Genomic DNA, 17,901 nt, shown 5'->3' on the forward strand with positions numbered 1-17,901 from the left:
GGACGCGACGGCGGGACGGACGCGACGGCGAGGCGGGCCCGACGGCGGGACGGACGACGCGACGGCGGGGCGGACGCGATAGCGGGGCGCACCCAGGGCGTCAACTCGCCCCGGAATCGGGCTAGTTCGTGCCGATCTTCGCCAGGAGATCCACGATGCGGCCCTGCACCTCGGTGCTGGTGGACCGTTCCGCCAGGAACAGGACCGTCTCGCCCGACGACAGTTTCGGGAGGTCCGCCTGGTTGATGCCGGCCGAGGTGTAGACGACCAGCGGGGTGTGGTTCAACTGCCCGTTGGCGCGCAGCCAGTCGACGATTCCGGCGCGTCGGCGGCGTACCTGCATGAGGTCCATGACCACCAGGTTCGGCCGCATCTGGGCGGCCAGCGTGACCGCCTCGGAGTCGGTGGCCGCCCGGGCCACCTGCATGGCACGCCGTTCGAGCGTCGCGGTGAGCGCGAGCGCGATCTCCTCGTGCTCCTCGATCAGCAGGACCCGGGGCGGGTGCTGCTCGCTGTCGCGCGGAGCGAGCGCCTTGAGCAGGATGGCCGGGTCCGCGCCGTACGCCGCCTCCCGGGTGGCCTGCCCGAGACCCGCCGTGACCAGCACGGGAACCTCGGCCGCGACCGCCGCCTGACGCAGGGCCTGGAGCGCGGTACGGGTGATGGGGCCGGTCAGCGGGTCGACGAAGAGCGCGGCGGGGAACGCGGCGATCTGCGCGTCGACCTCCTCGCGGGAATGCACGACCACGGGGCGGTAACCCCGCTCGCTCAGCGCCTGCTGGGTGGAGACGTCGGGCGCGGGCCACACGAGCAGCCGACGCGGGTTGTCGAGCGGCTCGGGGGGCAGCTCGTCGTCGACGGGCTGCGGCTGCGGCCGGTTGGCCACCTCGACGGCGCCGCCGGGCCCGTCCAACGGCTCGGGCCCCTCGGCGCCCTCGTCGGGCAGCCCGATGGCGTACGCGCGACCCTGACCCTCCGAAGGAGGCGACGGCAGTACGGGGTGCGGCCGGGCGGCCGGTTCGGTGGGGCGCTCGACCCCCTCCGGGGGCGTGCCGAGCTTGCGCCGCCGCCCCGAGCCGAGCGATCCGCCGGACGTCTGGGTTGCCGGGGCCGCGGGGGCCCGACCCTGGCCAGGCGTCTGCGTCTGCGGCTGGGTCTGCGTCTGCGTCTGGCTGAACGGGGCGCCCTGCCCGAGCGTCCGCACGCTGAACGCCCGACCCTGGGTGTCCCCGCCGGCGGCCGGGATACCTCCGGGCGGCGTCTCGGCGGGCAACGGCTGCCGAGCGGGCTGGGACGCGGCCGCACCCCGCCCCTGGGCCGGGGTCGGGTTCTGGCCGGGGTTCTGGTTCTGGCTCTGCGGGGGTACGGGGCCGACGGCACCCGGCACCGGCATCGCGCGGGCCGCCCACTCGGGCCGCTCGGCGGGGTGCGGCTGGGGCGGGGTGTGATCGGCCAGGGGGTCGCCGGGGGCGGCGTTGTCCCGAGCGGGCCCACCCGGGTGCGCGCCAGCCGGGTTCGGGCCACCCGGGTTCAGGCCGTTCGGGTTCGGGCCGTTCGGGTTCGGGCCGTTCGGGTTCGGGCCGTTGGGGTTCAGGGCGCGAGGGTCGGGGGTGGGCCGGCCCGGGGCGTTCCCCGGAGCGATGGGGGCGCCTTCGATGGGTGCGGCTGCGGCGGGGGCGGCGGACGGTGTGGGCGCAGAGCCCATGGTTCCGGGAGCCGTGGTGCCCACACCTACGTGCTGCGCACCCACAGAACCCGCCGCATCCGCAACACGCGCGGGCCCTTCGGGACGTGCGGAGCCGGGACGTACGGGGCCGGGATGTACAGCTTCGGGACGTACAGCGTCGGGACGCGCGGAGTCAGGAAGTACGGCGTCGGGACGTGCAGCCTCGGGACGTCCGGAGTCAGGAAGTACGGCGTCGGGACGTGCAGCCTCGGGACGCGCGGAGTCAGGAAGTACGGCCTCGGGGCGGCCCGGTGTGGAAGCGGCGGAGGTGTCCGGAGTGGGCGGTACCGGGGTGGGCGCGGGATACGGCGCGCGGTCCGCGTCGGCGGGCGGCAGCGCGAACGCGGTCCGCACCGACCCCTCCTGGCCGCCCGCACCACCACTGCCCCCGCCCGGGGCGGCACCCAGGGCACGCCTCGCCCGGCGGCCCGTCGGCTCGGCCGCGTTCTCGGTGGAGGCGGAGGCGGTGGAGGCGGTGGACGCGTCGGCGGAGGCGGGCGCAGGCAGGGCGCGGCGGGCGCGGCGCCCGGTCGTCTCGGTCGGTACGCCCTGCGGCGGCACGGTCTCGCCCAGCGCGGCCCGCCCCATGCCGGACGACTCGCGTGCGCTCTCCGCACCGGTCACGACGGACCCCACCGATCCCTCGGCAGCCTGCTCGGCGGGGCTGGGCCGCCCACGACGCCGCCCGGAACCGGACGCGCCCCCCGGACCGGCACCCTCGCCCGAGGAAGCACCCCCGGCCGCGCCCCCGGAGACCTGACCGCTCCCCGCGTTCTGCTGGGCCGGAATCCGGGCCCGCTCCCCGTCCGGCCCGCCCTCGCCCACACGCGTACCGGCACCGGCACCGCCCGGCGCCCCAGCCTCAGCAGCCCCGGACCCAGAACCGGACGCCGACCCAGACCCGGAACCACCTTCAGACCCAGACCCAGACCCAGACCCAGAACCGGAACCGGCACCAGACCCGGAACCGGAATCCGTGCGGGCCCGGCGGCGGCCGGTCGGGGATGTCTCCTCGCTGACCGGGCTTTCGAGGAAGGCGTCCATGGAAGCCCGGCGACCGCGCCTGCGGCCGCCGCCGTCCTGCTGGGCGGGGAGCAGCGCCTCGTCGGCCTGCGGGGCCGGGGGCGCCTCGACCGTTCCGGCGCCCGCGCCGAGCGGCACTTCCAGGACGTACGCCGAGCCGCTCATGCCCGGCACCGCGACGGTTTGCAGCACACCGCCGTGCGCCCGCACGATGCCGCGGACGATGGGCCCGTGGACGGGGTCGCCGCCGGGGTAGGGGCCGCGCACCTCGATGCGTACGACCGTGCCGCGCACCGCGGCCGCGACGACGACGGTGGAGTCCATGTAGCCGCCGGCGGCGACCGGCGCCTTGCCCGTGGCGTCGACTCCGGCCACGTCCGCGATGAGGTGGGCGAGCGCGGTCGCCAGGCGCGGGGCGTCGACCTCGGCCTCGATGGGCGGGGTGTGCACGGCGAACTGGGCGCGCCCGGGCCCGATCAGCTCGACGGCGCCCTCGACACCGGCGCCGACCACCGAATCGACCAGCACCTTGGCCTTCTTGAGCTCCTCGCCGCCCGCGTCGAGCCGCTGGTAGCCGAGGACGTTGTCGACGAGCGTGGTGATGCGCGAGTACCCGGCGGCCAGATGGTGCAGGACCTGGTTGGCCTCGGGCCACAGCTGGCCCGCGTCGTCGGCGGCGAGCGCGGCGAGTTCGTGGCGCAGTTCGTCGAGCGGCCCGCGCAGCGAACCGGCCAGCACCGACAGGAGCTGCTGGTGCCGGGCGGCGAGCGCGTCGTAGCGCGCGGTCTCCCGCTCCAGGACCTCGGCGTGCTTGGCGGCCTGCTCCTCGTAGGGGCGGCGGTCGGTGAACGTCATGACGGCGCCGACGAGCAGATCGCCGTCGCGCACCGGAGCGGTGGTCAGGTCGACCGGCACCTTGGCGCCGGACTTCGTCCAGATGACCTGCCCGCGCACCCGGTGCTTGCGCCCGGACTTGAGGGTGTCGGCGAGCGGGCTGCCCTCGTACGGGAACGGCTCGCCGTCCTCGCGGGAGTGCAGCACCAGCGGATGGAGTTCCTGCCCGCCGAGGTCGCTGGCCCGGTAGCCGAGGATCTGCGCGGCCGCGGGATTGACCAGGACGACCCGGCCGTCGGTGTCGGTGCCGACCACGCCTTCGGACGCCGCGCGCAGGATCATCTCGGTCTGCCGTTGCGAACGGGCGAGTTCGGCCTCGGTGTCGACGGTGCCGGAAAGGTCCCGTACGACCAGCATGAGGAGTTCGTCCCCGGAGTACGAGCCGGGTCCGCCGCCGCTTCCGTAGGAGGCGTACGCGTCCCGCCCGTCCTCCAGGTTGGCGCTGGTCACCTCGACGGGGAACTCGGTGCCGTCGGTGCGGCGCGCGACCATCCGGGTCGGCTTGGTGCGGCCCTGGTCGTCCTCGCTCTCGGGCCGGCGCATGGAGCCAGGGATGAGCCGGGAGTCGAAGGAGGGCAGCAGATCGAGAACTCCCCGCCCCACGAGCCCGGTACCCGGCGCCTCCAGCATTTCCAGCGCGACGGTGTTGGCGTTGACGACCGTGCCGTTGCAGTTGACGAGCAGGAGCCCGTCCGGAAGAGCGTCAAGTATGGCTGCGAGGCGAGCAGCGCCTCGGGATGGCCTGCTGCTCACGACGACGCTTCCTCCCTGAACCACTGCACCTTGCGGCCTGTCACTGGGAGGGAGTCTAAAGGCTGGGGATGCGCGAGCGGCGGCGGATGAGGGGGAGCTCTCACCAAGGTTGTGTGATCACGACGTAGGTGAGGGGGCCCCACAAGGTGCCCTACCTGGCGCTCGGCAGCACCGGCTCCAGCTTGTCCCACCGCGAGATCTCGCACCCATTGGCACGGCTGTACGTCGCGTCCACGGGCCGCCCGGCCCAGCTACCGGTGATGTGGGCGGTGGCGGGACCGCCGTAGACGAACGTGCACATCGCGCCCGCCGGTGTCGGCGCGAAGGGGTCCTTGCCCCAGGTCGTCACCGAGTCCAGCTTGTCGCAGGCCTGCTGAGCGCGGGGGTGGTTGCCGGCGGCGGGGTGGCACTCGAGGGTGTACGTCCCCTCCACGCCGGGGACGTCCGTGACGGTGACGGTGAGCCGGTCCTCGGTCTGGCCGTCCCCGAGCAGCGGGAGCGGGACGGGCAGGGGGCCGGCCAGGGCGGTGGGGGCGGTGGCGAGCGCGGCCAGGGAGGCGGCGGCGGTGACGGCGAGGCGACGCAGCATGAGTCTCGTACTCCAGGGCGGTCGGGCGGACTTTCGCGGACTTCGGTCTCCGCGGGGTCTAACGCGCGTCAACGCCCGGCGTTGCGCCGCGTAACGCCTTTGCCCTGGCGGCCACCTGCCTAGTACCGTGGGGTGCGATTGGTGACGGCCCGCAAGGCTGTGTCATCATCTGCACGCACCACTCGCACACGCGACGGTGTGCTGGAGGCGTCGCCTAGTCCGGTCTATGGCGCCGCACTGCTAATGCGGTTTGGGTCTTAAAGCCCATCGAGGGTTCAAATCCCTCCGCCTCCGCCAGCATCACCCGAAGCCCCGGCCCCACGGCCGGGGCTTCGCCCGTTCCACCCCCACTCCACCGGCTCCCACGCCCGGCCGGATCCCCTCCCACCCTGCTCACGCAGAGGCATTTCCGCAGGTCGGAGGGGGTGAGGGCAATGGATTTCGCGTCACGGCGCAGGTCATGTAATGTTGTTCTCGCAACGCCGACGGGGCAGAAAAAACCCCGGAAGCACAAGCACTCGTAGCTTAACGGATAGAGCATCTGACTACGGATCAGAAGGTTGCAGGTTCGAATCCTGCCGAGTGCACACAGGTCAGAAGCCCCCTGGACATTGTCCAGGGGGCTTCTGACATCAACGGCTGACATCAACGTCCCCGTTGGGTGGCCTCAGGCTGCGGCGTCGGGCTCGGTGTCGTCCCCGTCCGCTTCTTTCTCCTCGGCCAGACCCAACGCGTCGTCCATACGGTCAGCAGCCGCGCGCAAGGTCGTCTGCATGACGTGCGCGTAGGTGTCCAGCGTCATGGTGATGGTGCTGTGGCCGAGCGTCTCCATGATCGTGCGCGCGTCGACTCCCTGAGCCAGGAGCAGCGATGCGCACGTGTGCCGAAGATCGTGCACCCGCACCCGCCGCACCTTGGCGTCCCGGCACAGGATCGTGAGCATCCGGTTCAGGCTGCGCGGGTCCGTCGCCCGGCCGGTGGCCGTGGTGAATACCAAGCCGTTGGGCTGCTCGGCCGGGGGCTTCCACTTCTCGCCCGCTACCGCCCGCTCGCGCGTCTGCTGAGCCGCATGGGCGCGCAACGCGGCCACGCAGTGCTTGGGCAGAGAGACAGTGCGGATAGACCGCGCGGTCTTGGGCGTGCCGAACAGCAACTCGCGCTTGATCCGCTGAAGGTTCCGGCGGACGCGGAGTTGCCCGTTCTCAAGGTTGATGTCCGACCACGTGAGGGCCAGTGCCTCACCGCGCCGCAGGCCCGTGCTGATCAGCAGTAGCCATAGGGCGTAGAGGCGGTGCGGCCGGGCGGTCTTGAGGAGCAGTCGGGCTTCTCCTGCGTCCAAGGGGTGTACCTCCTGGCGTTCGATGGTGGGGGTCTCGACGATCCGGGCGACGTTGCGCGCGATCAGCTCTTCCCGGACAGCCTGTTGGAGCGCGGAGCGCAGTACGGCGTGCGTGTACTGGACCGTGCGGGCCGAGGGCCGCCGCTTGCAGCACTGCCGGACCGCGCAGCACGTCCGCTCACCTTCGGGGCGTGCGGCGTCAACGCCCCGAAGACAGCACAGGCAGCCGGACTTGAACTCCAGCAGGAACAGCCGGACATCGGCCGGAGAGAGCCGGTTGAGCTTCTTCTTGCCGAGTGCCGGCCGAATGTAGAGGCGGGTCAGCCCCTCGTAGCTGTTGAGCGTCGCGGGCTTCAGCCGTGCCGGGGCAACGGCACTCAGCCAGTACGTCAGGTAGTCCCCGAAGGACATCGCGGACGTGGCAGCCGGGATGCCCTGCCGGGTCTTCTCCTGGATCTCGGTGAGCTTGTCCGCAACTTCGTCGCGGGTCTTGCCGTAGACGAACTTCCGGACCCGGGTGCCGTCGGGCCGGTAGACGTAGGCCGCCGCGTGATAGCGGCCGTCCTTCCGCTTGGTGATCGTTCCCTCACCGTTTGCGCGGCGCTTGGCCATCAGGCTGCCTCCTCAAGCTTGTTGTGGATGTAGGTCTGAAGCGCCTCGGCGGGGATGCGGCGTGCACGGCCTTCGGTGTAGCTGCGGAGCACTCCCGAACGGATGAGGTCGTAGATCTTGCTGCGGCTCAGGCGCAGGGCCGTCATCGCTTCGGGAACGGTGACGACTTCGTGTGACGCGGGCAGCGCGGTGCTCACGGGTGTCTCCTCGTGTCTGCGAGGGGGAGAGGGGGGGGGCGGACCCCTTCTCTGGGGTCCGCTACATCCGCTACGCCGCTACATCGCAGGTCAGCGGCATGATTTTTGTAGCGGAGGGGTGGAATGTAGCGGCTACGGCCGTCTCAGGGGGTGGGGGCCGTAGCCGCTACATCTGGGTTTGCCGCTACAGATTCAGGGGCTCTGAGCTGGGATGTAGCGGCGTAGCGCTTGTAGCGGACGTGGGGGCGGGGCAGTAGCGGGCCCACGCGTCGGTGAGGTCTTCGGCGAAGAAGCCTTTGAGGATTCCGCCACTCGTGCGGATGTTGCGCGAGGCGATGGGGTCGCCGTCGGCGGTCACGTACTCGCCGAGCATCTTGGACAAGCGCCGGTTGTCGAGCGGCCGCCCGTTGAGGTCGGCCCACGGCGCGTCGTCCAGGGCGTTGAGGCGGTCCAGGATGGCGACGGTGGGCAGGCGGTCGATGCCGATCAGGACGTGGTCGCGCAGATCGGTGAGCAGCCGGATGCCGAGACTGCCTTTGTCGTTGGCGCGGGAGGCTTCCACGAGGGTCAGGCAGGCTTGGCGGGCGCGCTTGGGCCAGTCGCCCCCGGCCGCGTCCGCGATGGACAGCAGTCCTTCCCACACGTCGGCGGGCCGGTCGCTGACCCCGTCGGGCATCTCGGGCCACGCGCCCATGACCCAGCCGCGTGCCTGCTCGGCCCACTCGGCAAGGCGGTCCCGCAGCGCGTGGCCTTCCTTCTCGTGGAGGCGGGCGCGGAAGGGTTCCACCTTCTCGTTGCGGGCCCTGCGCCGCATGCGGATGATGACGGCGCGGGTCAGGATCGTGTCCGGCAACGAGCCGAGACCGGCGACCGCGACGGCGGCGTAGGACGGGAACGGGGTGACGGTCTGGCTGTCGCCCACGCACCGGTAGGTGACCCCGGTCCGGCGGTGTCCGGCGTTGAGGAACCCGCGCAGTTCCTCGTTGTCCCCGGCCTTTGGACCAAAGACGGTGTCGATCTCGTCGAACAGGATCGTGGGCCGACCCTCGGCACCGGACACCGCCCGGAAGAGCGCGGCGGCGGACGCGTTCACCGCGACCATGGGGCGCGGGACGAGGGTTTCCACGATTTCCAGCGCCCGCGACTTGCCCGACCCGGGCTCCGGGGACAGGAACGCCAGACGCGGGGTGGAGTCGAAGCAGTCGAGCAGGTGGGCGTGTGCGTCCCACAACGCGACGGCGACGTAGGCGGCTTCACTGGGGAAGATGTTGAAGCGGCGGTGGAACGCTTCGACCTCATCGAGCAGGGCCGCGCCGTCGATGGACGGCGCGGGCGGGGTGGTGGTCATGCGGCGGTCCTGCCTTCCCGGGGAGCACAGAGCGGGCAGCGGTCAAGGTGGGCGGTGTGGTCGTCGATGAGTGCGAGCACCCGGCGGTGGCCGACGGCGCTGCGGTCCCGGCCGCACAGGCACTTAGAGGTCGCCGTGGGCACGGCGCCGCGCGGGGCGCCGATGTGGAGCCAGGCCACGGGGCGGCGCCCGTCGTCGTAGTTGTGCCGGCCAAAGCGAACCGATGAAGCGGACGCCCTGCGGGCGACGTCCCGCTGGGCACCCACGACCGGCCGGGGTGGGGCGGGTTCGGCGGCGTGCGGGCTGGTGGTGGCCGGTTGGCCTTCCAAGGGGAGATGCAGTCGCGGGCTCATGCCGCATCCCGGGAACGGGCTTTGCGCAGGGAGCTGTTGAGGGCGCTCGCGATGGTGGAGCGGCACTCCGCAGCGGTGAGTCCCCGCGCCTCCCCGACCGCTTGGAAGGCTTCTTCCACCACGTGCCGGGGGATGTCGCCCCACGCGACGAACCGCCCCACCTTGAACGCGCACCGGTTGAGCGTGATGTTGCGCTGCTTGTCCGGCGACGCGGTAACCACGGCGCACTCCGCCGTCAGAGCGGCCCGTGCCGCGCGGCTTCCACTCACCACGGGCAGCCGCAACGGCCCGACCGTGCTTGCGGGCGCCGGTTGGAGCTGCTGCACCAGCCATGCGGGCAGCGGAGCTACCGGAGCGTCGCCCACCGCCTCGTACGGGCCGGTCGGCGTGATGCTGCCCGGAGCGACGACGTACCCACCCCACGCCCGGGTGTCGACCAACGGGGCCAGTGAGCCCGCCGTGTTGGCCAGCCGGACAGCTACCGGCGCGGCGAAGTAGAGGTGCTGTCCGCCGCTCGCAGTCCGCACCCGGTAGGTGTCGGGGACGGCGTGGCCGGTGCGCTCGCAGAGCGCCTTAAAGGTCGTCACGCCGCAAGGCGTGTCCGCACTGCTGTTGTCGTTCTGCTTGGGCACGTCCAGGTCGACGACGACCAGCCCGGAAGGACCGGTGGCGATACCGATGTTGAACGGTGCCCGCTCCCACGTCACCCGGATACGGTCGCCGTCGGTGGTCGCGCGCTGCTCCCACTTGCGGTGCCCGCCCCCGCACGGGCCCGTGCCGGGGCACGCGGCTTCGCCGTGCAGGGCCGGGCGCTTGGTGGCGGGACGCAGCGGGAAGACGTGCCAGCCGCGTTCGGCAGCCCGGAGGGCCGCATCGAGTAACGCTTGCTTCACGTCGGGGTCGTGTTGGGTCATGCTGGAGACCTCCACAGGTCTGTTGATGGCAGGTGGACAAGGGCGGCCCCGCGACTTTGGCGAGACGAGGGGGCCGCCCTTGGCGTAGCTACAGGTCGTCGGCGGTGTCGGGTAGGGGCCCGGACCAGCCGAGCGGGGAGAGCGCGTTGTGTGCGCGGTCCAGGTGCTCGGTGAGGGTCTGGGCGATGAGCGAGCACGAGGCGAGGGCGGAACGGGCCTCTGCGAGGTGTTCGTCCGGGGCGCCGTGATCGGCGGTGACCGCGTCCGTTTCGCCGAGCGCCTCCAGGAAGAAGGCGAGTTGCTGGAAGGTCTGTGGCAGGCGCTGCGTGAGCGTCTTGAGCGAGGCGACCACGTCGTATGCGTCGCCCGGGTAGGTCAGCTCTCCCTTGGCGCTTTGTGTGGCGTGGTTGAGGCTGCGCACCGCCTCAGCGGCCTTGTTCGCCAGGGCCCCGGGGGTCAGATGGGTCGGCATGGGTGTCCTCTCGGCTGAGGTCAGAACGGGGGTTCATCGGTGGCCCACGGGTCGCGGGGCTGGCCCCAGGGGCGGCGACGAGGCAGGGCGAGGAGGAGCCAGCGGGCGTTGTCGTGCCAGCAGGTGCACGGCCACCAGTTGGTGCCCGCGTAGTCGCCGGTCTCGTCGCCGTAGTCCTCTTCGATCCCGCCCTCTCCCTGGCACTGCGGGCAGTCGGGGCGGGGGGTGTCGGTCAGGTACAGGCCCGGGCGGGGCCAGTCCGTTCGTTCAATGCGCAGTCGCATGAGACGGGCCTCCCTGTCAGCCGTTGAAGTGGTTGCGCTTGAAGACAGCGCGGCGGATGTTGACGACCGTGCCGCCCTGGCCGTGGCGGGGCCCGAGGACCTGCACGGCGATGAAACCGCCGAGGATGACGGCCGCCAGGATGATGAGCTGCTGGATCAGCGCGGCGAGTGCGGCGATGAACGTGGTGAGCAGGAGCAGCCCGCCGCACGCGGCGGCGAAGCCGATCCCGCCGAGCGCGACGTTCACGGCGGTGCGGGACACGGCCGGTTTGGTGGCGATGGGTTCGGGCTTGGCGGGCTCGATGGCGTAGCCGGTGACGACGCGCCCGTCCGGCAAGACGATGCTCGCGACCGCCGGGACAGTGCCCGGCTGGACCGGTACGAGCGGCGCCGCAACCGGCTGGATCGGGGCGGGGTGGTGGACTTCTATGACCCGCTCAACAGGCGCGTGCCGGGGGTGTTCGGGGTACATGCGGAATCCCTTCCGGGGAGGTTCAGGGAGGCAGGGGCACCCCCTGCCGGGTGGCGTGTGGAGGGGGCTTCGGGGGTGTTGACCTGCGGGCCTCCCTGACTCCCTGGCAGATCATTTGTGCAGGTGAGGGGGAGGGAGGCGGGTCAGGGAGGGGGTCAGGGAGTTCTCCCTGCATCCCTGACCCGCCAGGGGTTCGCTCCCTGATCTATGCGGCGGAAGCGGAACCATCTGCGTCGCGGTTGGCGAGCGCCCGGGCGACGCGGTCCCGGGCGACGACCATGACGCCGTCGGACTTGTAGGGCTCAGCCCCGGTCCCATCGAGAACGCGCTTGAGGTCGAGGAAGGACCACTTGCCGTAGGCGTCCGCGTTGCGGGCGGCGAGCCGGGCAAGGACGTCCTTCGTGCGGACCCGCTCGGCTGTCCCGACCACGGAAGCGATGTCGGCGAGCGGGTCACGCTCCTCACCCCGCTCGATCACGGTCACCGTGGTGACGCCATCGCGCAGAGCCTTCGCGCGGTCAGTGATGGCCACGGCCGCGTCGTCATCGATGTAGTGCGTGCGCACCGTGATCGAGGCCTGCCCCGCGGGAATGGCGATGCCGTCGGACGCGACGACCAGCGTTCCCCGGTCGAGGCCCGGACGGAGCAGGTTCGGGGCGGCGCCACCGTCAACGGCCTTGTCTCCGAGCGCCATGCGGGCTTGGGACTCCGTGCCAAGCGCGAGCGAGGCCCGGGTGTGGGCGCCTTCGCGGACCAGCTTGGGAAGATTCTGGTCGGTGGGGTCCTGGGTGCCCTGCCACATCAGCACGTTGACCGCACGCCCCTGATTGTGAATCTTGCGGACCGCCATGAAGTACCGGGAGTTGGCCTTCGAGCCGCCATACGGGCGCTTCTCGTCATCCTTGACCGGGCACATGAACGCCACCTGCGCCTCATCCACCAGCACGATCAGAGCGGGGAACACGGTGCCGGGCGGGGCCTGGAGTCGGCGGTTCATCTCATCCACCGCACTCTCGACCATCTCCGTGACCTGGATGACGTGGTCATCGGTCGGGCCCTGGATCAGGACCTTGGCCAGACCCTCGAACATCGCCCAGTCACCCACGCCCTTCAGGTCACCCATCAGGAACTGCACCGACCGGTCCAACGCCACCCACAAGGCGAGCGAGCGCAGCGCCACGGTCTTGCCCTGGTTCGAGAGACCCGTGATCAGCAGGTGGCGCTGATACAGGCTGATGGCCGCAGCGTCCCCGCGCAGGTCCTGACCCCAGGGGGCGCGGCCCTTGGCGTAGTCGGCGGTCATCGTCTCGTCCGTGACCAGCGGGGACGGGCCGATCGGCTCGTCCAGCGCGCCACTGTCGGCCACCCACAGGCGGACGGTGCGGGCGGCTTGCGGGATGGTGATGAACACCTCGTGCTCGTGACGGGAGAGGTTTTCGGCGAGCTTGCGGCGCCGGTTCTGAACCTCGATGGTCGAGACGCCGGACGGCAAGGTCACGTCGACTTCGACGCCGCATCCGGCGATGCGGATCGGTCCGAGCATCGACGCCCCTGCGTCGCCCATCTCCTTGATGGCCCTGCCCAGTGCGGGCACGCCGAGGTCGCGCAGGGCCTTGACGACGATGGACGGAGTAATCGGCTCACCCTCACCGTTGCGGACCGCTGCCGGGAGTGCCCAGTTCGGGGCGGCTTGCTGGTGCCGGCCGACCGCCCACAGGGCGAGCAGCGCGAGGAACGGGCCGATCGTGATGGCCGGACCCCACACGACGGTGACGATGACGATGAGCAGCCGGACCAGTTCGACCACGGCCATCAGCGGGGTGACCACGTCGGCGGCGTCCTTGTTGGCGATGGCCAGCACGACCCCGAGCGCGACCAGCGACCCGATGCCCATCCCGGTACCGACCAGCACGCTCTTGGCGGCGTCGACGGGAGCGGCGAGCAGGTCCATGCGGCGGCGGTGGCGGGCCTCGCGGAACCGCTGGCCGCGCTCCTCCCACTCGGCCGCGACCTCGTAGTTCCCGGCGGCTTCGGCGGCGCGGAGCATACGTTCGTAGCGGGTGGCGGTGCGGCCCTCCCACGTGCGGCGGGCCACGATGCGGGCGCCACCGACCGCGTACATGCTGTGCCGTACCGCCAACCGTCCGGCGGTGCGGGTGTGTTCGTGGGTGACGATGCCGCGTACGGCCCGCCCGGAGCGCACCCACAGGGGCACAGGCGGCTTTTCAGCGTCCAGCGCTGCTACAGCAACGCCCGGCGCACCGGACGGCTCCACAGAGGCGCCGGTGGGGTTCTTCGTGAGGTGAACGGCGTTGAATGTCACGGGAGTTGACTCCTGACTGCCCCTGACCGGGGCGGCAACGGGAAGGTGCTGCCCCGGTCAGGCAGCGGCAGCGGTGAGCTGCTTGGCGAGGAATTCGCGGCCGTAGGCCTCGTTCTCTTCCTGATCCATCAGGCGTTCGTGTTCGCGGGCCTGGCGGCGGGTCTGGCGCTCGACGCCGAAGCAGTGGCGGCGGTCACGGATGATGCGTTCGCGCACCCCCTTGCGGCTGAACTGCATCGCGTGGACCAGCTCATGCACGAGGGTTACGGCGAAGTCCTCGGGGGTGCGGTGCTGGTCGATGTTGACCAGCACCAGCACCGACCCGTCCGCGCGCGCCACCGCGCGTCCGGCCGCGTTACGGGCCTCGCGCACGGCGTGGCGCATCACGCGATCCAGGGCGCGCCTGTCGACCCCGCCCGCCAATTCGGCTTCGGCGGCGGTCGCCAGCTCAGCCAGGCCCCGGGCGTTGGTCAGGACGATCTGAACGTCGGGCATGCGGCCCGGCACCGAACGCGCTACCAGCCGTCCGGCCTGGTCGGCCAGGTACTGGGCGGTGCGCTGAGTGGCACGGTGGCCGAACACCTTGTGGGTGGTGACGGTGAGCTTCACAGCATCTCCGTTCATCGCCGCATCTCAAGCGGCGGCATCAGCGGGATAAGCGCAGGACACGCACATGCCGAGCGAGGGCGGGATGACGTACCCGGCATCCCGTTGGCACTCGGGGCAGGTGCGGCGGGCGAGCATCGCCAAAGCGAGCGCACCCCACTTGCGCGACGTCATCGGGCGTACCGGCAGGGCCAGTTCGACCCGGTACAGGAACGCCACACTCACCCCCGCCTGTCGGCGGCGAGAGCGGCGCATGACCTGTCCCGCAACCGGCTGACCACCGGGACGGAGCCCCAGGGCCCGTAACTGTCGGCGGGTCGCGTAGCCGTCGGGGGCGAACTTCCACGGAAACGTCGGTATCCCGTAGCGCGCGCCGGACGGGTCGAAGCACTTTGCGTACGCGGCGCCCATCACGCGGCCCGCTCAGCGAGCAGCGTGTCCCGCAGACCGCGCGCCTTCTCCGCAGACGTATGAACCGCCTTGCGGAGCCGTTCGGCCGTCAGATGGTTGTCGGGCCAGTCGGCCGACGCCGACCGCGCCTCAGCGAGGAGTTCGGCCGGGGTGCGCTTGGGTCGGGCAGACCGGGCGACGTCGGGGACTCGACCAGTCGCCCGGCGGGGCCTGGTCGAGTCCGCCGCCACCGTTGAGACGGAGCCGACCGGAACGGGTGCGATCGCAGGTACCGGCTTGAGCGCGACAGTCGGCTTCAGGAAGCCGACCTGAACCGGACGCGGGATCGGCACGGCGTTCACGATGCGAGGCTCCGGGGCGGGTTCGGCCTGGTCAGCCATCGACCGATTCCTCACGCTCTCGGCCGTTTCATCCACATTTACGGTCGGGGTGGGCTGGTGGTGGAGGACCTTGGCGACCAGGTCGGACCCGAAGTAGATCGAGCCGACCGGAAGCGATGTGGCGAGCAGTACGAGCGCCCAGTTAGCGGGGTCCCAGTCGGCAAGCCGTCCCCAGTCGACCGACCCTTGATGCAGCGCCGGGACCAGACCGTGGACGTAGTTGAGGACGAGGGAGGCGGCGGTGTAGGTGCCCAGCACCCGCAGGGCGAAGCGCCGGGCGTCGGCGGTCAGCACGAGCGTTGCGACCAGTGCCAGCGCCATGAGTCCGTCGACAACGAACGGGTAGAGCGTGGCGGCGGTATGGTCCGCGCCGATCGCCCGAGCCACGTCCCGCAGTGCGTTCCAGGAGACCCGGAACGCCATGCCGACCACGGCGACCAGTGCGAGCACGAGCAGGGCTTTGGGGGTGCGGTTCATGCTCCCGCCCCCTGCTCTGCGACTGACATGGGCGGGAGGGGACGGCTGAACAGAGCGGCCACGTCCGGCCCGGTCATGTCCTCGCGCTGCATCAGAGCGCGGGTCAGGGTCGTGATGTCCGCCCACTGGGCGTCCACGTCTACGTCGGCGTACTCGATGACTTGCGACCAGCGCATACCCCACGCGCCTTTGGGGACCGGGCCGTCCACAGCGATGTGGAAGCCGGACCGTCCGCAGCCCTCGACGGCCGACAGACGGTCATGGTCGGCGCGGACCAGCTCGATGTCCTCGGGCTCCCACACGCCCAGTTCCTTCACGTAGCGAGCAGCGGCCCGCTCACCGGCCGCGCACATCGTGGCGTAGCCCAGGAGGGTGGTGTCGCTCAGGTCCCAGGACACGCAGCCAGTCCACGACCGCCCCACTTCGGCGGGCACTTCGCGGCTCCACACCCGCCGGACCCGCATACCGTGCTGCCACCCGACCAATACATGGGCCGCTTCGTGCACGGCCGTCAGGTAGGCGACCTGATCGACGTCCAGCCGCGAACCCCAGGACGCGCGCTTCTTGGGGTTGCCCTGGTTGTCCCGGTCCCAGTTGTCCGGCAGCGCGCTCATGCCCCCACCTCCGACGTGCCGGGCGTGGTGTTCTGGTTGGCGAGCGTGCGGTGGGCCGCGAGGATCTTGCGGCGTGCCCGCCGGATGCGGCGGGCGTCCAGGTCGTTCGGGGTGCGGTCGAGCGTGATGATCTGCGCGTCCAGCAACTCGACCCGCGCCAGGATCAGCGGCATCTCAGCCTCGATCGCGTCCAGTTCGGCCGGCGTCGGCTCGATGTCCGGCAGTACGCCGGTAACACCCGTCTGAAGTGCAGCGATGTTCTTCATGAGTCGTGGTCTCCCTAGCAGGTGAAACGGCTCGAACAGCGCCCCCGGAGTGCCAGCTCCGGGGGCGCGCGCCGTTGAAGTCGGTCAATCCGGCTCCCCTCAGCCCCGCCCGTACGACCACACGGGCCGGACGGGCAGAGGAGGCAACCGGCCGCCGCAGAAGCGGCGAATAGCTGAGTTGTGCGAGTCCCCTTTGGGAGCGGAGCTCCCGTTGAAGGCGTATGGGGACGTGACCTTTCGGTCTCAAGCCCTCCGGCTGACAAGGCGCCGGGAAACCTCGGCCCGCTCTGTCCCGGGCCCCTGGTCATGCAGGTTCAGCGCAACCGGAGCAACTCGAAGGAATTGAACCGCTTGCTCAGCTTGTTGGTACAAGCTGATGCAGTGATGCTGCACCCACGGACAGTGAGTCGTCAAGGGATTGGGGCCTACATGTACCAACAAGTTGCGCGAGTGCGTCATGATGAGGGCATGAACAAGCAGCCGAAGTACCGGCAGGTGGCCGACGCGCTCCGCCGAGAGATCGACAACGGCACGTACCCGCCGGGGTCGCGGCTGCCCTCAGAGAGCGAGCTTTCCGCCCGCTTCGAGGCGTCTCGCAACACCGTCCGCAACGGCCTGAGTCTCCTGGTGACGCAGGGACTCATCTCGTCCAGCCAGGGACTTGGATACGAGGTCGCCAAGCACGAGGTGTTCGAGCTGAACGCCTCACGCTTCGAGAACCTGGAGTTCCCGCAGAACGGTGACGCGTACAGCACGGACGTCACGAACGCGGGGCGCCGACCGCACCAAACCTTCCGAGTCGAGCTGACTCCCGCCCCGGGATACGTGGCTGAGCGCTTGAAGGTTGAGGAGGGTTCCACGGCCGTACTGAGGTTCTGCCACCGGTTCGTGGATGACGTTCCGTGGTCGACACAGGCCACCCATTACCCGGAGTGGCTCGTCAAGCAGGGGCCGCGACTGACCGACCCCGGGGACATCGCGGAGGGCACGACGCGCTACCTGGCGAGTCTGGGAGTCGAGCAGATCGGCTACTTCGACGAAATCGCCGCTCGTATGCCGACGCCCGAAGAGGCTCGTCTTCTGGAGATCGGCGCGGGGGTCCCGGTGCTTCTGTGGACACGCACTGGGTACTCCAATGAGCGTCCGATCCGGTGCACAGTCACGACCTTCCGGGGCGACCTGAACCGGATGAACTACGAGATCGGCGACCTGTCCGCCCGGAGTGAGAACGAGCCTCAGTGAGAATCGCCAACGCCGTGCCGGCCGATCTGCCCAAGCTGCTCGCCTTCCGAGAGGAGGCGGCGGCTTGGCTCGGTGAGCTAGGCACAGACCAGTGGCGCCGCCCGTACCCGGCGGACCGATTGCTTGCCACGATCGAGGCCGGTGTGGTCTTCATGGTTCGCGACGGGGAAGCCACGGCCGCGACCATAACGCTGACCCCGGATGCGGAAGACGGCCTCTGGTCGGACGCGGAACTATCCGAGCCGTCGATGTTCGTGAACAAACTGACGGTGGCGCGGACACACGCCGGACAGGACCTCGGCGGCCGTTTGCTCGATTGGGCAGGTGACCGGGCGTTCCGGTCCGGCGCCGTATGGCTCCGCTTGGATGCCTGGACCACGAACGAGCCGCTCCAGCGCTACTACCTCAACCACGGATTCGAGCACGTTCGTACGGTCACGGAGGGCGGGGCGGTGAATGGCGGGCCTCGCGTCTCGGGTTGGCTTGCACAGCGGCCAGCGCGACGCGACGCAGGTCACGGGCTGGACGACACGACTTCGGCGCCGACATCAATTACCGCTGTGTGACATCAACGGCTGACATCAACGTGGGCGTACACCGGGAGAC

18 protein-coding genes and 2 tRNA genes are annotated in these 17,901 nt (G+C 70.7%); 4 read left to right on the top strand and 16 right to left on the bottom strand.

From position 1 onward, the window contains the following. Positions 1-121 precede the first annotated feature (121 nt). Both N4G70_RS16620 and N4G70_RS16625 read right to left on the bottom strand, forming a co-directional pair. Positions 122-4,396, bottom strand: a complete 4,275-nt coding sequence (locus tag N4G70_RS16620) for a PAS domain-containing protein (protein ID WP_261713429.1) — start codon at positions 4,394-4,396, stop codon at positions 122-124. Between the two features lie 151 nt (positions 4,397-4,547). Next, positions 4,548-4,985, bottom strand: a complete 438-nt coding sequence (locus tag N4G70_RS16625; RefSeq protein WP_261713430.1) for a subtilase-type protease inhibitor — start codon at positions 4,983-4,985, stop codon at positions 4,548-4,550. A 203-nt stretch (positions 4,986-5,188) separates the two neighbouring features. Here N4G70_RS16625 and N4G70_RS16630 point away from each other — a divergent pair. Continuing rightward, positions 5,189-5,282, top strand: a tRNA-Ser gene (locus tag N4G70_RS16630). Positions 5,283-5,499: 217 nt separating this feature from the next. Then, a tRNA-Arg gene (locus tag N4G70_RS16635) sits at positions 5,500-5,572 on the top strand. A gap of 80 nt (positions 5,573-5,652) precedes the next feature. Here N4G70_RS16635 and N4G70_RS16640 read toward each other — a convergent pair. The 14 genes from N4G70_RS16640 to N4G70_RS16705 form a co-directional block, all read right to left on the bottom strand. Continuing rightward, positions 5,653-6,936, bottom strand: coding sequence for a site-specific integrase (locus N4G70_RS16640; RefSeq protein ID WP_261713431.1), 1,284 nt, complete (start codon positions 6,934-6,936; stop codon positions 5,653-5,655). Next, positions 6,936-7,133: a helix-turn-helix domain-containing protein gene (locus N4G70_RS16645; protein WP_261713432.1), complete on the bottom strand. Its 198-nt coding sequence runs from the start codon at positions 7,131-7,133 to the stop codon at positions 6,936-6,938. The genes N4G70_RS16640 and N4G70_RS16645 overlap by 1 nt, the downstream gene beginning before the upstream one ends. 184 nt (positions 7,134-7,317) lie before the next feature. Further along, positions 7,318-8,481: a DUF3631 domain-containing protein gene (locus N4G70_RS16650; RefSeq protein WP_261713433.1), complete on the bottom strand. Its 1,164-nt coding sequence runs from the start codon at positions 8,479-8,481 to the stop codon at positions 7,318-7,320. Next, entirely contained in the window at positions 8,478-8,834 is a 357-nt protein-coding gene (locus tag N4G70_RS16655) for a hypothetical protein (RefSeq protein ID WP_261713434.1), read from the bottom strand. The genes N4G70_RS16650 and N4G70_RS16655 overlap by 4 nt, the downstream gene beginning before the upstream one ends. Beyond that, positions 8,831-9,748, bottom strand: coding sequence for a bifunctional DNA primase/polymerase (locus N4G70_RS16660; protein ID WP_261713435.1), 918 nt, complete (start codon positions 9,746-9,748; stop codon positions 8,831-8,833). Before N4G70_RS16660 ends, N4G70_RS16655 begins: the two co-directional genes overlap by 4 nt. Before the next feature lie 88 nt (positions 9,749-9,836). Continuing rightward, complete coding sequence (locus tag N4G70_RS16665) at positions 9,837-10,220, bottom strand: hypothetical protein (RefSeq protein WP_261713436.1); 384 nt, start codon at positions 10,218-10,220, stop codon at positions 9,837-9,839. Between the two features lie 20 nt (positions 10,221-10,240). Continuing rightward, positions 10,241-10,504: a hypothetical protein gene (locus N4G70_RS16670; RefSeq protein WP_261713437.1), complete on the bottom strand. Its 264-nt coding sequence runs from the start codon at positions 10,502-10,504 to the stop codon at positions 10,241-10,243. 16 nt (positions 10,505-10,520) lie between these two features. After that, positions 10,521-10,976, bottom strand: coding sequence for a hypothetical protein (locus N4G70_RS16675; protein WP_261713438.1), 456 nt, complete (start codon positions 10,974-10,976; stop codon positions 10,521-10,523). Between the two features lie 205 nt (positions 10,977-11,181). Continuing rightward, entirely contained in the window at positions 11,182-13,299 is a 2,118-nt protein-coding gene (locus tag N4G70_RS16680; RefSeq protein ID WP_399035715.1) for an FtsK/SpoIIIE domain-containing protein, read from the bottom strand. Positions 13,300-13,356: 57 nt separating this feature from the next. After that, a complete protein-coding gene (locus N4G70_RS16685; protein WP_261713439.1) occupies positions 13,357-13,908 on the bottom strand; it encodes a hypothetical protein in 552 nt (183 codons plus the stop codon). A gap of 24 nt (positions 13,909-13,932) precedes the next feature. Next, positions 13,933-14,316: an RRQRL motif-containing zinc-binding protein gene (locus N4G70_RS16690; protein ID WP_261713440.1), complete on the bottom strand. Its 384-nt coding sequence runs from the start codon at positions 14,314-14,316 to the stop codon at positions 13,933-13,935. Continuing rightward, on the bottom strand, positions 14,316-15,173 hold the full coding sequence (locus tag N4G70_RS16695) for a DUF2637 domain-containing protein (RefSeq protein WP_261713441.1): 858 nt from the start codon (positions 15,171-15,173) through the stop codon (positions 14,316-14,318). Before N4G70_RS16695 ends, N4G70_RS16690 begins: the two co-directional genes overlap by 1 nt. After that, entirely contained in the window at positions 15,170-15,787 is a 618-nt protein-coding gene (locus N4G70_RS16700) for a hypothetical protein (RefSeq protein ID WP_261713442.1), read from the bottom strand. The genes N4G70_RS16695 and N4G70_RS16700 overlap by 4 nt, the downstream gene beginning before the upstream one ends. After that, a complete protein-coding gene (locus N4G70_RS16705; protein WP_261713443.1) occupies positions 15,784-16,053 on the bottom strand; it encodes a DUF6284 family protein in 270 nt (89 codons plus the stop codon). The genes N4G70_RS16700 and N4G70_RS16705 overlap by 4 nt, the downstream gene beginning before the upstream one ends. Before the next feature lie 468 nt (positions 16,054-16,521). On the opposite strand from N4G70_RS16705, the gene N4G70_RS16710 reads away from it, so the two are divergent. Together N4G70_RS16710 and N4G70_RS16715 are read left to right on the top strand one after the other, a co-directional pair. Next, complete coding sequence (locus tag N4G70_RS16710) at positions 16,522-17,295, top strand: GntR family transcriptional regulator (protein WP_261713444.1); 774 nt, start codon at positions 16,522-16,524, stop codon at positions 17,293-17,295. Next, the gene (locus N4G70_RS16715; protein WP_261713445.1) at positions 17,292-17,861 is read left to right on the top strand and encodes a GNAT family N-acetyltransferase; all 570 of its coding nucleotides are present in this window, start codon (positions 17,292-17,294) and stop codon (positions 17,859-17,861) included. The genes N4G70_RS16710 and N4G70_RS16715 overlap by 4 nt, the downstream gene beginning before the upstream one ends. Positions 17,862-17,901 lie beyond the last annotated feature (40 nt).

Source organism: Streptomyces sp. ASQP_92, assembly GCF_025399895.1.
Lineage (GTDB): Bacteria > Actinomycetota > Actinomycetes > Streptomycetales > Streptomycetaceae > Streptomyces.

Excerpts from the sequence above, each read along its gene's own strand:
- N4G70_RS16625 (WP_261713430.1), bottom strand. The coding sequence starts at position 4,985 with ATGCTGCGTCGCCTCGCCGTCACCGCCGCCGCCTCCCTGGCCGCGCTC.
- N4G70_RS16640 (WP_261713431.1), bottom strand. The coding sequence starts at position 6,936 with ATGGCCAAGCGCCGCGCAAACGGTGAGGGAACGATCACCAAGCGGAAG.
- N4G70_RS16650 (WP_261713433.1), bottom strand. The coding sequence starts at position 8,481 with ATGACCACCACCCCGCCCGCGCCGTCCATCGACGGCGCGGCCCTGCTC.
- N4G70_RS16655 (WP_261713434.1), bottom strand. The coding sequence starts at position 8,834 with ATGAGCCCGCGACTGCATCTCCCCTTGGAAGGCCAACCGGCCACCACC.
- N4G70_RS16660 (WP_261713435.1), bottom strand. The coding sequence starts at position 9,748 with ATGACCCAACACGACCCCGACGTGAAGCAAGCGTTACTCGATGCGGCC.
- N4G70_RS16665 (WP_261713436.1), bottom strand. The coding sequence starts at position 10,220 with ATGCCGACCCATCTGACCCCCGGGGCCCTGGCGAACAAGGCCGCTGAG.
- N4G70_RS16670 (WP_261713437.1), bottom strand. The coding sequence starts at position 10,504 with ATGCGACTGCGCATTGAACGAACGGACTGGCCCCGCCCGGGCCTGTAC.
- N4G70_RS16675 (WP_261713438.1), bottom strand. The coding sequence starts at position 10,976 with ATGTACCCCGAACACCCCCGGCACGCGCCTGTTGAGCGGGTCATAGAA.
- N4G70_RS16690 (WP_261713440.1), bottom strand. The coding sequence starts at position 14,316 with ATGGGCGCCGCGTACGCAAAGTGCTTCGACCCGTCCGGCGCGCGCTAC.
- N4G70_RS16695 (WP_261713441.1), bottom strand. The coding sequence starts at position 15,173 with ATGAACCGCACCCCCAAAGCCCTGCTCGTGCTCGCACTGGTCGCCGTG.
- N4G70_RS16700 (WP_261713442.1), bottom strand. The coding sequence starts at position 15,787 with ATGAGCGCGCTGCCGGACAACTGGGACCGGGACAACCAGGGCAACCCC.
- N4G70_RS16705 (WP_261713443.1), bottom strand. The coding sequence starts at position 16,053 with ATGAAGAACATCGCTGCACTTCAGACGGGTGTTACCGGCGTACTGCCG.
- N4G70_RS16710 (WP_261713444.1), top strand. The coding sequence starts at position 16,522 with ATGAACAAGCAGCCGAAGTACCGGCAGGTGGCCGACGCGCTCCGCCGA.